The sequence below is a fragment of the Micromonospora inaquosa genome (assembly GCF_003857055.1).
GTDB lineage: Bacteria > Actinomycetota > Actinomycetes > Mycobacteriales > Micromonosporaceae > Micromonospora > Micromonospora inaquosa.
Genome location: NZ_QGSZ01000274.1, coordinates 47,097 through 63,345 on the forward strand (window position 1 = coordinate 47,097; position 16,249 = coordinate 63,345).

The 16,249-nt window shown below is 67.9% G+C and carries 5 protein-coding genes; 1 reads left to right on the plus strand and 4 read right to left on the minus strand.

Annotation, left to right across the window (positions count from 1 at the left end; genetic code table 11):
* Nucleotides 1–230: 230 nt before the first annotated feature.
* Together DLJ59_RS25415 and DLJ59_RS25420 are read right to left on the minus strand one after the other, a co-directional pair.
* On the minus strand, nucleotides 231–659 hold the full coding sequence (locus DLJ59_RS25415; protein ID WP_124775217.1) for a hypothetical protein: 429 nt from the start codon (nucleotides 657–659) through the stop codon (nucleotides 231–233).
* The gene (locus DLJ59_RS25420) at nucleotides 659–8,449 is read right to left on the minus strand and encodes a ricin-type beta-trefoil lectin domain protein (protein ID WP_124775219.1); all 7,791 of its coding nucleotides are present in this window, start codon (nucleotides 8,447–8,449) and stop codon (nucleotides 659–661) included. The genes DLJ59_RS25415 and DLJ59_RS25420 overlap by 1 nt, the downstream gene beginning before the upstream one ends.
* A gap of 447 nt (nucleotides 8,450–8,896) precedes the next feature.
* Here DLJ59_RS25420 and DLJ59_RS25425 point away from each other — a divergent pair, with 447 nt between their 5' ends.
* Nucleotides 8,897–12,010 (plus strand): DNRLRE domain-containing protein, encoded by a 3,114-nt coding sequence (locus DLJ59_RS25425; protein WP_124775221.1) that lies wholly within the window; start codon nucleotides 8,897–8,899, stop codon nucleotides 12,008–12,010.
* A 45-nt stretch (nucleotides 12,011–12,055) separates the two neighbouring features.
* Here the strand turns inward: DLJ59_RS25425 and DLJ59_RS25430 are convergent, their stop codons facing one another.
* On the minus strand, nucleotides 12,056–12,487 hold the full coding sequence (locus DLJ59_RS25430; protein WP_124775223.1) for a hypothetical protein: 432 nt from the start codon (nucleotides 12,485–12,487) through the stop codon (nucleotides 12,056–12,058).
* Between the two features lie 25 nt (nucleotides 12,488–12,512).
* Nucleotides 12,513–16,199, minus strand: a complete 3,687-nt coding sequence (locus DLJ59_RS25435; protein WP_124775225.1) for a CARDB domain-containing protein — start codon at nucleotides 16,197–16,199, stop codon at nucleotides 12,513–12,515.
* Nucleotides 16,200–16,249 lie beyond the last annotated feature (50 nt).

A 16,249-nucleotide genomic window follows, 5' to 3' on the forward strand; every position in this document is an offset into this window, starting at 1 on the left:
CAACAAAGAACCATAGCCATAGACCAATAGCACCGGACCAGCCCGCCCGATCACCGATTTATGATCATCAATCCGACTGCCGTCGTGACGGCAACCTTGACGGCAACACGGTCAGACGGCGGCAGGCACCCAGCGCCCTTGGGCACGGAACGTGGTCACGGACCGAAGCGAAATGGCCGGGCGAGTACCTTGCCGGAATACCCGCCCGAACCGCGCGTGAATCTTTCTTGTTACTCAGGAGAATCGGCGGTTTGCTTTTCTCTGCCAAACAGCCTACTTACAAGGTCATCGCTCGACCGGCAGCCTTCCGCGCGCGCCAGCACATCGACCGGGGCCAGGTTGGATATCGGTGCCGGAATTCCACTTCCCCAAGCATCCCACCCGTCGAAGAAGAGGTGATCGTCGAGATATGCGCCAAACGGTCCCGTGCGCCCAACACGCGCCACTTCTGCGTTCAATTCCTTGAGTAGCCGCCCGAGGGAATACGCCGTTTCCGTCTTCCCCGTGCCACTACTCCAGCAGCCGACCCAGCCACTTCCGACCGTCGGGTTGTCCGGCACCAAACATATCCACAGACGGGTGTCGGCAGCGGCTTCACCAGCCAAAACTACGGCAACGAACCGCTGCTCGCCACTGATCAAATACTTGAATGACGTCATCACGGAGGCGAAATCACAAACTCGATCAAGGTATCTGGCGACATGTCTCCCGCTCTCACCCTTCTCGCGATCTCGGCCGTTCGGTGGTGGCCGCCGGTGATGTACACCCGAGACGCAGGATAACACCCACAGTCTCCTGTACCCCAATCGCGTGCACCCCTGATTGGATCGTTACCCTGCGGGCCACCCGGCACAATAAGTTCGTCGTTCGTGAGATTCCTGACACCACCATGCCCGGCAACTTCACCGCCATTCATTTGGTGCGGATTCAGCGCGTGCGTTTCGAATCTGTTGTTGACTAGCTCGCCAGCTCGAACATTGAACTTATTGATGTCGGGATGCACCGGCAGGTCTGACAAGTGACTGTTCGTGCTGCCGCCGCAGTTGTGAACCAGTACCGGGGTTTTGCCGGCGAGCACATAGTACGTGTGGACGTTGGCGACGGTGAGGTTGTGGACGGTGGCCCACGGGGTGGTCCAGCGCTCGACCGCCGTGATTTGCACGAGAGTGCCCGCACTGGTCCGCAGCATCTGACCGGATCGCAGATCGGTGGCGTCGACCCACTCGTTCAGCTCCGGCACCCAGAACGGGTGACCGTCGGTCGCCGTGACCTCGGCCGTGCCCGAACCCTGCTTGCCGTCGGTGTCGATGGTGACCTTCACCAGGTGCTTGACACCCTCGCCCTGGATCGCCGCGGAGACCGTCTCCACCTCGACCCGACCTGTCGCCGGATCGGTGACCTTGACCTTGTCGCCCGGCTTGACGTCTTCGATGGGCTTCGTGGACCCGTCCGCCATCAGTACCTTCGTGCCGGGGACGAAGCTATTGCCGTCTGTCGGGCACCCGCCGTCAGGCTTGCCGGAGCCGCCTCCTCCGCTGGCCCCGCCATTACTGCGGCCGGAAGCACCCGACGAGCCACCGGGCTTCGAGTCGCCCTTGCCTGCGCCGCCCGAACCCTTGCTGGCACCGGACTTGCCAGCGCCGCTCGACGCGGCCGAGGAACCCTTCGGATTGCTCTTTGCCTGGGCGTCCTTCTGGGCCGGGTTTCCGGTCTTCTTCGTGGCGTTCGTTGCCTTGTTACTCGTCGTGTTGACCTTGTCGGCGGCTTTCTTCTTTGCTGCCTGCGCGGCCTTCTTCGCCCGCTCGATCGCCAACTTCTTGGCGTTCAGCGCCGCTGTCTCCGCCGCTCGGACAGCCGCCAGGACAGCCTCAGCCGCCCGTTTCGCGGTCTTCCACGCCTGGATCGCCGCGATCGTCCGGTCGATCGCCCGGATCACGGCCGGGATCTTGCCGATCTTGCCCCAGGGAATCGCGCCGATGATCAGACTGCCGCACGCCCACATGTCACCGCCGAAGCAGTTGATGGCGTCGTTGATCCCGATGAAGTCCTTCAGCATGTACCACGCCGAATCGAGGATCACCGACATCAGCGACCGGCCCATGTTCGCCTGCGCCTGCGAGACCATCGCCGCCGACAGGCCCGCGCCGGCCAACGCCGCCGCCGTCTCCGACGCGGTCAACGCCACCGACAGACCCGACGGGTCCGAGTGGGTCACCGGGTTGTTGTGGGCGTACGCGTAGCCGTTGGACTGTGCCGGGTCGGCCAGGTCCAGGACCGGGTCCGCGGACAGGAACCGACCCACCGCCGGGTCGTACAGACGCGCGCCGAGCGGCGTGTAGCCGGAGGCGTCATCACGGACCGCACCGAGGAAACCGGTGTTCGTCTGCATGTTGGCGCTGACAGGTGCGGCGCCGCGCCTGTTGCCGAACGGGTCCTGCTTACTGATCCGGACGGTCATCCCGCCGCTCTGGACGACCTCCGCATAGGGGCTTCCCTGATGGTCGCTGGTGAGGGCGATGAGAGCCGACGGGGTGTTGCCGTACGAGAAGCGCAGCATCGTGCCACCCGGCGCCGCGTACGAGCGCTGGCTGTTGACCAGCGCACCGCCCTTCTGGACGGTGACCTGAGCCTCGCCGAGGTTCAGCGTGGCCTGCCGCCCCTGCAGAGTGAGGAGACGGCCGCTGGGCCCGTAGATGTGCCGGGTCTCGTTCTGCGCCTCCCACTGCTGGGCGGCGGTGCTGGCGCAGGTCGCGAGCACGATCGGCGTGGACTCGGCGGTGGCCGCGTCCTTTACGGCGAGGCAGAGGCCGGAGGCGGCGTGCCGGAATTGCCCGGTGGAGGTGCGCTCGAGGTGCTGGGCGGAAGTACCCGCACACTGCTGGATTCCCAGTGTCGATCCGGCCGTGGTGGCCGCCGGCTGGACGCACCAGTCGCCGTGCATCGACAGGGTGCCCAGGTTGGGGTTGGTCTGGCTCGGGGCCGGGGTGAAGGTCCACTTCTGCGCGGGCGTGGCGTTACACGAGTACAGCTGGATGGGCTGACCGGCCGCGCCGAGGCCGGCGCTGAGGTCTAGGCACTTGTTCGCGAGGCCGACGTACGAGGTTTTGCCGCCGTCGCCTTCGCCGACGATCCGCTCGATCTGGCCGTCGTAGGTCCAGGACAGGGCCTGCTGGTCACCGTTCTGGATGGAGGTGACGGACTTCGTCTCGCCGGTCAGCTCGTACAGCCGCTCGGCGGCTGCGGTAATCGCAGCGCCGGCCGGGGTGACGTAGTTCTTGGTGACCTTGGTGAGGGTGCGGGGCTGGCTGCCGTCGGCCTTGCCGTAGGTGTACGTGCTGACGGCGTCCTTGGCGGTCACGCCGGTGAGGTCCTTCTCCACCAGCTTGGTGCGGTTACCGAGCAGGTCGTACTCGTACTCCTGCCAGTAACCGGACTTGTCCGTGCCGGCCGCCACGTTGAGGGTGCCGTCCGTGTTGATCGGGCCCGGCGAGCACTGCGCCTGGTTCTTGGCGGTCCAGGCCGTCTTGACCCGGCCGAGCGAGTACTGGAAGCACTGCCGCTCCGCGATGCCGGTCGCCTCCTCGCGGATCGCCAGGATGTTGCCGGCGTCGTCGTAGGCGTAGGAGCGGTTCGAGACGAGGTTGCCGCCGACGATGCTCTTGTCGCCGGTCTGCTCGCGGTAGACCTGCTGGCTGTTGAGGGCACCACTGGCCTCGTCGTACGAGGCCATCGTCCACACCCGGTACGGCTGGGCGCCCAGGGTGGACCGCAGCACCTGCCCGTACGGCGAGTAGACGGTCTCGGCGCCGTACCAGTCCTTACCGGACACCGAGAGCGGCAGGCCGTCCTTGGTGTAGCGGACCAGAAGCTTCTCGGACGGCAGGCTGCCGACGGCCGGGAGGGTCGCCGACTCGGGCAGACCGGTGTCGGTGTAGGTGCTCTCGTAGGTGTAGGAGGTCCGCAGGCCCCACGTGTCGGCGATGCTCTGCGGCAACGTGAGCGTCGTCGACGTGGGCTGGTAGTCGTCGCTGTAGCCGTTGACCCGCTGGGTGTACGGCAGGCCGTCGGTGTAACGGGTGGCGCTGGCCGGCAGGCCCTTGCCACCGGCGACGGTGTCGTAGGTGAACTCGCCCAGGAGCGTTCCGGTGCTGCTGCCGAGCCGCTGCTGGGTCGGCCGAGACAGCTGGTCGTAGCCGTTCCAGACCGTGATGCCGCGGGCGTTGGTGGAGGTCAGCTGCCGGTCCCGGTGGTCGTACGTCATCCGGGTGGTGCCGGAATCCGGGTCGGTGGAGGTCTCCATCCGGCCGCGCTGGTCGTACGTCCAGGTCCACGGCCGGTTCGGGCTGGCCGAGTGGGTGGCCTGCGCGAGCTGACCACGCGTGTCGTGCTGGTAGCGCATGCTGGTGAACTCGGTGCGGGCGCTGTTGGTGAAGGTGTCCACCCGGGTGGTCCGGCCCAGGGCGTCGGTGAACAGCCGGTAGGAGGTCGCACCGGCCGGGTTGATCACCGTGGAGTGGTCGGCGCCGTACGCGTAGCGGGTGGCCCGCGCCGGCTGCTCGACCTCGGCCAGTACCGGCAACTCCTGGGTCACCCGGCCGAGGCCGTCGTAGGTGTAGAGGGTGGCGTTGGGCACGGGTGCCGGGTTTTCGGTGTCCACGTACGGCGTGAACAGCTGGCCGTTCGGCGCTCCCTTGGCGAGGTAGGCGTTGTTGGTCCGCCACACCTCGCCGGAGCTGTTGTAGTGGGTGTCGGTGATCAGCCGGCCGCCGCCGGTGGCCTCTTCCTGGGTCTGCCGTTCGCGGCCCAGGCCGTCGTAGATGGCAACGGAGGTCTGGACGCGGTTCTCGTGGCCGCGGCTGAAGGTGGTGATGTACGGCGGCTTCCCGGCGGGCACGGTGTACTGGGCCCGGAAGTCCGGTACCGCCGTGGACGACGGGGTGCGCCCAGGCCCCCACGCCTCGACGAGGCGGCCCAGCGCGTCGTACTTCGCCTCACTGACCCGGTCGTTCAGATCGGTGGTCTTGACCGTGACCGCGCGGCCCGGATCCAACTCCCGGACCTGCTTGTGCCCGAGCGAGTTCTCCTCGGTGACGCTGGTGGCCTGGCCGGTGGCCGGGGTGTAAGTGATCTTGGAGGTCTTGCCGTCCGGATCGGTGCTGCTGACGACGCGACCGATGGCGTCAAAGCCCGTGGTGCCGTTGGGCTGGAAGCCGGAACCGTCGCCCTTCAACGACCAGGTCTGGCTCGCCAGCCCGCGGGTCGAGGCGCCGAGGGCGACATCGTACGCCTGCCCATCGTAAGCCACCCGGTCCGCGGAGCTCAGCGTCTTCAGGTCGTTGAAGTTGGCCGCGGCGCAGGTCGTCGGGCTGGTGCGGATCTGCTTGGTCAACCCGATGAGGTTCTTGTCGTCGCGGTGCAGATACTCCATGAAGGTGCAGGACTCGTCGCCGGTCTTGCCGGTGTCACCGAGGGACTCTATGTACGTGGGCAGGCCATGCGTCGCCTCGTAGGTGGTCTTCGTCTCGACCGTGCGCAACGTGCGGGCATCGTCACCGGTGCCGGAGGACCTGGTGTACGAAGCCTGCCGGGGCTCGGTGACCCGCCATGCCCGCAGGGGGCTCAGGCCGTCGTCGCGTGACCGCGTCGCGAGTTCCTGCACCGCGGGGAACGTCACGCTGCGGGTGAGCCAGTCGCCGTCGGCGTCGGCGGCGTCGGCGTACGTCAGCTCCTCGGCGACCCGACCGGCGAACGCCTCGTGGTCCTTGGCGATCTCGGAGCCGGCGGAGTCCTTCACCGAGACGGTGTCGCCCAGGCCCCGGAAGTACCGGGTGACGGATTTGCTCCGCTTGCTGCCGATGTCGGGGTCGTCGGCGCCGGTGATGACGGTGACCTTCTCGACGCCGGCGAACTGGGAGTACGTGCGGGTGGACTTCTTGGTGAACTCCTGCTCGGCGAGCCGCCATGCCGGCTTCTCGTACGCGTACCCGGTGATGGTGGTGTACGCGCCGTCCAGGTTGGGGAGTTCCTCGACGCTGTCGACGACGTACTTCTGGAACCAGTCGATCTCCTCGACCGCTGGGTCGGGGTGCCAGAAGGCGGGGTAACACAGCCGGTCGTTGGCCTTCAGCTCGGCGGTGTCACCCTTGCCGGGCAGGCCGGTGCCACTCTTGCAGTCACCCACCGGCGCCTTGTAGTTGATGACGGTCTCGCCGCCGTACTCGTTGATGACCCGGGCGATGCGCAGGCGGGAGAAGCCGGGGCGGTTGTCCCGCTTGACGCGGTTCGGCATCTCCTCGGTGTTGGACTCGAAGCGCACCGCGTTGAGCGCGATCTTGTCGCCGCTTCGGCCATGTCCGGTACGGGTGATGGACTCCAGCCAGAGCGCGGTGTTGGGGCCGGTCTTGAGGATCGGGAACGACTGCTTGAGCTGGTACTCGTCCACGAGCTGGAGAGTCTTCGCCGACGTGCGCTGCGCCGACGTGGTGATCTTGTCGAGGCGCTTGCGGGTGAAGAAGGACGGCGAGGCGTTCCAACACTTCTGGCCGGCGGCGCACCGAAGGTCCGCCGGAGTGTCGTACCAGATTCGGTACTTGTCAGGCTTGGTGCTGGCGAAGTTTTCGTCAGTGCAGGTGAGGGAACCCTCGGCGAAGCAGCGCTCCGCGACGCTGAAGGAGATCCGCGCCAGCGGCGCCTCGGAGAAGAGGGTGTCCCGGCGCTGCCCGTAGTCGATGCGGGTCAGATAGCCGCCGCGGTCGTAGCTGACCGGGTCCTTGAAATTGAAGTTCCGGGCGTAGTGGTTCGTCTCGCGTTCCCACCACAGGCTCATGGCGTTGCCGTGGATGTCCTCGACGTAGTCGAGGGACCACCGCCATGCCTCGGTGCAGACCGATCCGGCCCAGTTGCCCACCTTGTAGCAGGGTTCGTCGGAGTGGTTGCTGTAGACCGGCACGGTGAGCACCGAGTTGGTGACCGGGTCGTCGGCGGCGCTGCCCCGGTCGGACCAGCCCGGCAGGCGGTTGCGGCCGAAGTGGTAGCGGGTGCCGTCCCGGGTCGTGACGATCCAGTACTCGCCGTCAGCGTCACCGTTCGCCAGGCTGGTGTCCTGCACCAACTGGACCTTGGAACCATCGCCGTTGGCGGTGAACCAGGCGTCCTTGCCCTCGTCCCAGACCAGCTCGGTGGTCATGCCGGCAAGTGACAGGGTGGCGTTCTTCGAGCCCCAGCAGAGGTCGGCGGTGCGGTGCGAGGAGTTGTTCGCACCCGGCTTCTTCGAATCCTCGCGGCAGCTCGCGTAGCTGCGGGTGATCGCCCCCGCGCTGTAGTCCCAGCCGTCACCGATCCAGGAGGACTGGTTGTTGCTGGCGGACGTGCGGCCGTCCACCGACTGCGAGGAGTACGACAGCGACACCTTCGGCATCAGGCCGGCGGCCGTCTCGGGAGTCTGTACCTGGTACGAGTAGGTGAAGGCGCCAGACGACGAACCCGCGGCCCAGGAGCCCGAGGAGAGCAACGGAGTGGCGGTGAAGTCGCCGGCCGCTGACGCTCCGGTGTCCAGTACGCCGACGACGCTTGAACTCTCCGCCGCCGCCGCGCGTGCGCCCGCCGCACCCTGTGCGCCGAGCAACGCGCCCACGGGCACCTTGCCGGTGACGACCCGCTGCGTCGGCTCGTCCGCGGTGGCCGCGACGCGCGCCGACGCCATTTTGGTCGATACCAGCTTCACCTCGCTGGACACCGCCTGAGCAGTCGTCGCACCGGACGTTGTCCACATCGTCCCGCTGCTGCCGGTGGCACAGTCGCCGCTGTCGGGGGCGTCGAAGACGCAGTCGGGCAGCAGCACGACGCCGAAGCGGTCGGCGGCCAGCGGGCCGTACAGATCGGCGAAGTCGGTGTAGTTGACGTCGAGAGCGACCTCCGCGGCCGGGTCGGCGGTGGCCGGCGGCGTGATCTTCATGATCAGGCCCGACACGCTGGCCGCCTGGGACGCCTCGGGTGCGGCGAGATCGACGGTCCAGGTCCCGGCGAGGGCGGCCGGGTCGCCACCCTCCGGTACGCCGAGGGCGACCGGCAGGTCGTCGACCTGCTTGGTCGCTCCAGCCTCGACGCCGGTCAGGTCCACGGCGCCGCTGTCCTGCTGCCACGGCGCCACGGACGTGGGCACGTACGGGACCACCGGCACCTGGTCAGCGGTGAGCAGGTCCGAGTCGGCTTCTTCGTTCTGCAGGACCTGCTTGCTCTTCGGGACGTCCGGCAGCTGGACCTGGGTGTCCTCGCGGCTCATGCCGGCGCCCGGCACCGCCCACGCCGGCGCGGGCACGGAGGTCGCGACGAGTGTCGTGGACAGGAACAGCACCATCGCCGTACGGGCGCGATGCCCCCGAGGGCGAAGCGGCTCCGTCGAGGTCCGTCGGCCGTGCCACCGCCGGGACAGCAACCCGATACCACGCATACGTGTCGACTCCACCCAGGCGCAAAACAACGAAAAGGCGCGGAAGACCGCGAAAAGCACGCGCCGGGATCGGCGCGTGCGTGAGCACTCTGCGGCAGACTGAGTCGCTACTCAAGGCCAACCGACCGTCACTGGATCGACTTCAGGTGATCTGGGTCACGCCACCATTGGTGATCAGTTAGCCGCGCGTAGCAAGAATCGGTCAAAGATGGCGACTGCTCCTACATCTCGCAAAATCGCACGGGCAAAACGTACACAAGATCGAATTCTGCCTGAACTCTCGGTGACAGCACGGTGATGTGTAACGGATCGATAACGCTTGAGGGATAGCCGAAAACACCTCACGTCGTGCGATCGTGTGCTCGCATTTTGCCCCTCGGCCCGCCGAATGGGGCTGATCGTTGTGCCTTTCCCCTTGTTGTCGGCCCCCACGGGAGTAGAAGCGCCGTGACCGTGCCTCGCCTGCTCAGCCCGCTCGTGCGTACGCGCTTCAGGCTGACTCTCACCCTGGGCGTCCTGCTGGCCGCACTTGTCGCGACCCTGCTGCCGACGCGGTGGACCGACCAGCCCCGCGACACCGTCCTCGCGCCGGTGCCAGCCGCCCCGCGCGACGAGGCGACCGCGATGACCGACGCCCTACGGACCGGCACGGAAGTGCTGGTGGACACGGCCACCAGCGCCACCTCGCTCACCTGGGCCATGCCGAACGGGCAACTGCGCACCACGATCCACGCCATCCCCCAGCGGTCGAAGAACGCCGCCGGCCAGTGGGTGGCGGTCGACAACACGCTGACCCGCGGCGGAAGCGCCGCCAGCGGGCTGGACATCCGGCCCGTCAACGCCGTCACGCCCGTGCGGTTCTCCGGCGGCAGCGACCCTGGCCAGCCGGACGGCACCGCGACCGTGCTGACCGAAATGGACGTCGACGGCCACACCATCGCGTACACCTGGCCCGGCCGACTGCCGAAGCCGGTGCTCGACGGCCCGCGCGCCCTCTACCCCGAGGTTCACCCCGGGGTCGACCTGCTCGTGGTCGCCCGCGACGACGGCGGCGTCGGACAACTGCTGATCGTCAAGAACCGAGCGGCCGCCACCCTCCAGGCCGTCAGCTCCCTCACCTACGGTCTGCGTTCCCAGACGGTCGTCTTCCGACGCGACGCGACGACCGGCGGCGTCCTCGCCCTCGACAAGGTCAGCGGCGAGGAGGTCAGCTCGATCCCCAGCCCGTTCGCCTGGGACTCCGCCGGACGCGACCCGGAGGCACCCGACAGCGCCCCCCGCACCGCCGTGGCCACGCCCGCCGACGTGCTGACGTTGTCCGGCCTGGTCGGCAGTGAGCCGGGCGCGCGCGAGGCGCAGATCCCCACCCGACTCGACGGCGACGGGACCGGCGACGTCCGGCTGCACCTCGACGCCGCCGCCACCGGTCTGCTCACCGGCCCGGACGTGCTCTTCCCCGTCTTCCTGGACCCGACGCTCATCAGCGGCAAACAGGCCTGGGCCACCGTCTACTCACAGCACCCCAATACCAACACCTACAACGGCACCAACTTCAACGCCGGAACCACGGATGCCCGAGTCGGCTACGAGCAGGACACCCCGCTGCGAGCCCGCTCCTTCTGGCGCATGGGTTACAACGCCGCGATAAAGGGTGCGACGGTCACCTCAGCGAGCTTCAAGGTGCTGAACAACCACTCGTGGAACTGTTCTGCCCGGGAGATGCAGCTCTGGTTGACTGGTTCCATCTCCAGCGGCAGCACCTGGAACAAGCAGCCGGCCTGGAAGGAGGAACAGTCCCGACGTTCCTTCGCCTACGGCTACGGCAGCAACTGCGCCGACGACTACGTGAGCTTCGACGTGAAAAAGGGTGCCCAGGACGCCGCCAACGGCGGCTGGTCGAACCTCACCCTCGGCATGCGCGCCACCAGCGAGTCCGACACGATCACGTGGCGCAAATTCAAGGTCACCTCCGCCGAGCTGACCGTCGTCTACAACCGTCCACCCAACGAGCCGAAGGACGGTGCCACCTCACCCGGCGGCGCCTGCGTACCCGGCCCCGGCGGAGGTGTGACGGTGGCGAAGACCAACATCGTGCTCTCCGCGATCTCCTCCGATGCCGACGGCAACCTCAAGAGCCTGCGCTTCCGCTTCTGGAAAAGCGGTGCGGCCGTACCGGCGGGCACCGTCGTCACCGCGACGACCGACGGAAGGGCCAGCCTGACGATCCCCGCCGGCAACCTGGAGGACAAGGCGGTCTACTCGTGGGACGTGAGCGCCGAGGACGCTGTCGGTGCCGCATCCTCGTTCTTCCCACCCGGCAGCGAGCCGTGCCGCCTCACCATCGACGCCTCCGCACCCCCGGCGCCGGACGTCGCCAGCAACGTCTTCAAGCGGGCCACCCCCGACGGCGCGACGTGGGCGACGATCAAATTCGGCGAAACCGGTCCCATCACGTTCACCGCCTCCGGCGCCACGAGCTTCACCTACTCGTTCGAGAGCATCGGCACGGTGACCGTGCCGGCCACCAACGGCACCGCCACCGTGCCCAACCTGGCACCGCGGCACGCCGGGCCCACCACCCTGCACGTGTACGCGTTCGACGCCGTCGGTAACCGCAGCCTCCGCACCAACTACACGTTCTACCTACCGCCCCGATCCACCGCCGACGGACCAGGCGACACGGGCGGCGACGGCATTCCCGACCTGCTCCTGGTGGACTCCTCGGGCAACCTGCGCAACTACGCCGGTGACACGGGTGGCGAGTTGTACGCCTGGCTCGTCGGCTCCTACAGCGACGGCACGCTCAACCCGACGGGTCACTGGTTCGACCCGGCCACCGGCAAGGCGGCCCTACTCGCCAAGCACTCCGATACCTATCCCGGCGACGGCACGACCGATCTGTTCGCCCGCACCCCGGACGGCGGCTTCTGGCTCTACCCGGGCGACGGGTACGGCAGCTTCGACGTCGAGCGGCGACTGCGGGTGCTCCTCCCGGCCACCGGTGTCGGCGGAACCGCCGTGCCCTCACCGGACACCTGGACCCAGATCAAGGCCGTCGGTGACATCACCGGCGACAAGCACCCGGACCTGATTCTGCGAGCCGGAACCGCGTTCTGGACGCTGAGCGGCTACACCGGTGGCAGCTTCCAGGAGGCGACCCTGATGGAGGGCAGCGCCTGGGCCCGGCGTGAGGTCGTCAACGTGGCGGACATCGATCTGGACGGCACGCCGGACATGCTCTGGCGCAACCTGGACAACGGCAACATGTACGTCCGGCACGGCAAGCCCGGCTCGCTCCCGGGCAGCGTGAACCTGGACTCGCTCAAGTCTGCCGCCGCCTCCCGCAGCGGCGACGTGTCGTACGGAACAGGCTGGTCCGAGGCCAACATCAGCGCGATGATCAGCATCCCGGACGTGAGCGGGGACCGGGTTCCCGACCTCTGGACCCGGTCCGGCACCGACGGCATGATGCGGATCTACCACCCGTCCAGCACCGACACCGGGGGCCCGGTGAAGGTGGTCCTGGGCGACGACTGGCGCGGGTTCAAGTCCTTCGGCTGAGCCTCCGCGTCGCGCCACGACACGGCAACGGGCCCGAGTAGCTGTTCACTCGGGCCCGTTGCCGTGAGGCCGTCTCCGTGCGCTCGTCGTCCGGTGCCGCACGACGGCCAACCAGACGGCCGCGCCGATGCAGAGGACGGCCAGCAGGGACAGCAGCACGAGGGCCGGGTTGATCCAGGCGGGCACCAGGTCGTAGGTGGCGTTGCATCGATCGTGGAGAGGGAACCATCGCGACGACTCACGCCAGTGGACTGCGCGGTAGGCACTGTCGTAGGTGACGCCGGCCTGTCGGCAGGACTCCTCCGAGCTCATGGAGGAACCCGCGAACGCCCCGACGAACCAGGTGAGGGCGGTGGCGACGATCGACAGCCCGGCCGTCGCGGCGAACCGCGACGACCACGACGACCACGACGGAGCCTGCGCGGCAGCGATCGACTCGGCTTCATGGAAGTCGGGGTGTCCGCAGTCCGCGGACACCCCGACTTCACTGAAACCCTGTCGATCAGGGAGTGATGACGAACTGCGAGCCCGGCTGGATGACGATGTTGCCGTCGGCCGAGTTGGTGATGGTCACGTTGGTGAGGTTGGCGTTGCCGCGCGCGCCGCTCATCGCGAGGATGCCGGCACCATTGTTGGACTTGTCGATCCGCACGTTGGTGACGGCGAGGTTCGGTATGTTGCCGCCGCCGTTCTTGAACTGGATGCCGTCGAACGTGGAGTCGATGATGTCGGTGTCGCGGATGGTGACCCCGACGATGTCCCGGGTGGCCGGGAAGATCGTGATGGCACCGAACTCCTGGTCCTCGTTCCAGAAGGCGCCGCCGGTGCGGTAGAGCCCGTTGTTGGCGATCAACGTCGTGCCGGAGAACGGCAGCGGGTCGTGGTCGGTCGCCAGCATGATGCCCGGGTAGTTGGCGGTGTCGTAGATCAGGTTGTTCTCGATCGAGTTGTCGTAGCCGCCGTAGATGGCGATGCCGTTGGCCCGCCAGGGCAGCTGGATGGTGTTGTTGACGAAGTGGTTGTCGTGCGCGATGTCGACGTTGCGGTCCTTGACGTACGGGTTGGCCCAGACCGCGAGGGCGTCGTCACCGGTGGTGCGGAACGACGAGTTGAACACCCGCGAGTTGCGTGTGCCGTTGCTGAAGTTGATGCCGTCCGCGTACGTGTTGCGGATCCGCATGCCGGTGAACTCCAGCCCGTCGGCCGGCCCCCACAGGTCGGGGATGTTGTCGTAGTCGCGACCCACCCAGGCGCCCACGTTGGCGTGCTCGATCCAAACGTTGCTGATCCGGGTGCCGGTGCCGAAGCGACCGTTCAGACCCACGCCACCCTCGGCGTTGCCGTCACCGCCGCGGATCCGGCCGGAGCCGAAGATGGCGATGTCGGAGATCTGGGTGTTCTTGTCGATGTCGAAGCCGAAGTTGCCCTCGTGCGGGTGGTTGATGCCGCCCACCACGTTCTGCGGCTCGGTGAGCGTGTAGAGCTGTGAGTGCCACATGCCGGCGCCCCGGATGGTGACGTTGCTGATGCCGACCTGGTTGTGCGTACCCCGGTTCAGCGGGTCGTCGGTCAGGATCTTCTGCTCCTGCCGCCACTGACCGGCGGGGATCCAGACGCAGCTGATGACGCCGTTCTGGTCGTCGGTCACCGCCCGCTGGATGGCGGCGGTGTCGTCGAGCCCGTCGTTCGGGACCGCACCGTACGACGTGATCGAGGTGCAACCGGCCGGCTGGCTCGCCGCCGGCGCCACCTGCTCCAGGTCGATCATGTCGATGACGTAGAAGGCGGCGGTGTCCCCCGAGTCGCGCTGCAACTTGAACCGGGTGCCGGCCGGGTACGACTGCGCCAGCAGCGCGTTCGACTCGTCGAAGAGCCTCCGGGCGTCGGCCTGCGGGGTGTTGGTCAGCGCCTCCGGCCCGTCGGTGTTGCCGTAGAGCCAGCTGTGCTTCGACGACAGCGTCAGCTTCCGGGAGAAGACGTCGTTGACGTAGAGGCTGATTGTCGCCTCGATGCCACCGCCACCCGGCGCGTCCGGGATGGAGTTGCGTACCACGATGGAGTTGGCCTCGTTGGCCGAGGTGAACTCGACGAACTGGCCGGTGCTGGTGAGTCGCACCGACTTGCGGCCGGAGGACTCGCTGGCGAAGTTGGTGTGACCGAAGGTGCGCAGCGGGTCGGCCTCCAGCAACGTGCCCTGGTAACGACCGGCCTCGGCCTCATAGGAGACGTACGGGACGGCAGCCCCTCGTCCGACCACGATCGACTGGCTGAACGAGTTGTTGGTCTCGTTGGTCTCGGTGACCACGTTGGTGGCGTCGGCGGTGGCGGTGAGGGTGGCGCCGCCGCTGGTGGCGGTCCAACTGCCGCTGACGGCCACGGTGACAGTCGCGCCGGCGGCGATCGAGGCGGTGTTGGTGTTGAGCGTGGTGCTGCCCGCCACCAACCGGGTGACGGTCGTCGCGCCGGTCGCGGCGGTGCCCCGGTTGCGGACCGCCACGGTGAAGCTCACGGACGCCCCGACCGCCGGGTTCGGCGGGTTCGAGGCGATGCCGAGCACCTGGAGGTCGGGGCCCGGGGCCTGCGCCACCACCAGTGGCGACCCGGCGGTGAAGCTGTTGTTGCCGTTGTTCTGCTCGACGATCGTGTTGGCCGGATCGACCACCGCCGAGACGGCGTAGCTGCCCATCGGCCGCGTACCGGCGTTGAACGACACGGTGGTCGACGCCCCTGCGGCGAGCGCGCCCACCGTGGCGCTGCCCACGACCGCGCCGGCCAGGTTGAAGTTGACAGTCGTCGCTGCGGCGGACGCCGATCCGATGTTCTGCACCACGGCCGAGAGCGTGACCGGGGAAACCTCGCTGGGTGACGTCGGCGACCAGGTCACCGAGCTGACGACCAGGTCCGGGTTGGGCGCCGGCGTGCCGCACACCTCAAGCTCCGCGACCTGCCCGGACGGGGCACCGGTGTTGCCGGTGAACCGCAACTGCACGTCCGCCGTGGTCGCGCTGACCGGGATGGTCACCACGTTGCTGCCCTGCGCGAACTGGTAGGCCGCCGACGACACCAGACTGGTGTACGCCGACGACGCCTGGTCGCGGCCGAGGACCTGGATGGTCTGGGTACGGGTGCCCCAGGCCGGGTCCGGGTTGAGCTTCACCGTGACACCGGAGATGGAGTGGTTCGCGCCCAGCGCCACCGTCAGGTTCTGCGGGTAGCTCGCCGCGCCCTCCCAGTAGGTGGTGAGCTGCCCGTCGTTCGCCTTGTCCGGGGTGAAGCTGAAGGTGGAGCCACTCGCCGTCATGCTCTTGCCCTGCGCCACGTTCGTGCAGGCGGGCGGGTTGCTGCCGGTCCGGGTGACAGTGTTGCTGTTGCCGGAGAGGTTGCCGGCACCGTCACGGGCCCGGACGTGGTACGACACTGTCGCCGTCGCCGGCTGGGTGTCCTGGTAGGTCAGAACGGTGCCCAGCGTCGCGATCAGATTGCCGCCCCGGTAGACGTTGTAACCGGCCAGCCCGCTGCCGCCGGAGTCGGTGGAGGCCCCCCAGTTCAGCGTGATCGTGCTGCCCGACGTGCTCTGCGACAGCGTCCCCGGGACGCTCGGCGCGATGGTGTCCCCGGTGGTGCCGCCGCTGCCGTACACCTCCAGCTCGGAGAGCTGCCCGGCCGGCCACCCGCTGTTGGCGGTGACGGTGATTCGGACGTAACGGGTGGACGCCGAGCTGAAGTTGATCGTGACGGTGCTGCCGCTCGCCGGGTCGAAGGTGTACGTCTGCGACCCGACCAGATCGGTGAAGGACGAACCGTTGGTGCTGCCCCGCACGCTGAGCGTCTGCGTCCGGCTCCCCCAACCGGCGGTCGGCAGCTTCAGCACGACTTGGTTGACGGACTGTGACGAGCCGAGATCGACCTGCACCCACTGCGGGAACGCGTTGTTGACGCTCTCCCAGTAGCTGCCCGGGTTGCCGTCCACGACCCGCGACGAGTCGTAGACGTCGGCGTGGCCGCTCTCCTGGGTGGGACGGCCCTGCGCGAGGTTCGTGGCGGCCGGGGCGAAGCCGGTGCCCGCCGCGGCTGCCGGGTCGGCGGGGCGGGCGACGGCCGGGTTCGCGACGGCGGTCGCCCCTGCTGTGGCGATCAGCGTGGCCGCGGCTGTCGCCGCCACCATCCTGAACAGATTCGTTCGTCTCATGACTGTCCTGTCGTCGGGGGACGGTTTGCCGCGGGCGGGGTGACCACGGG

What these genes read in the sequence shown, in the direction of transcription:
- DLJ59_RS25415 (WP_124775217.1), bottom strand. Translation starts at nt 659, where the DNA reads ATGACGTCATTCAAGTATTTGATCAGTGGCGAGCAGCGGTTCGTTGCC.
- DLJ59_RS25420 (WP_124775219.1), bottom strand. Translation starts at nt 8,449, where the DNA reads ATGCGTGGTATCGGGTTGCTGTCCCGGCGGTGGCACGGCCGACGGACC.
- DLJ59_RS25435 (WP_124775225.1), bottom strand. Translation starts at nt 16,199, where the DNA reads ATGAGACGAACGAATCTGTTCAGGATGGTGGCGGCGACAGCCGCGGCC.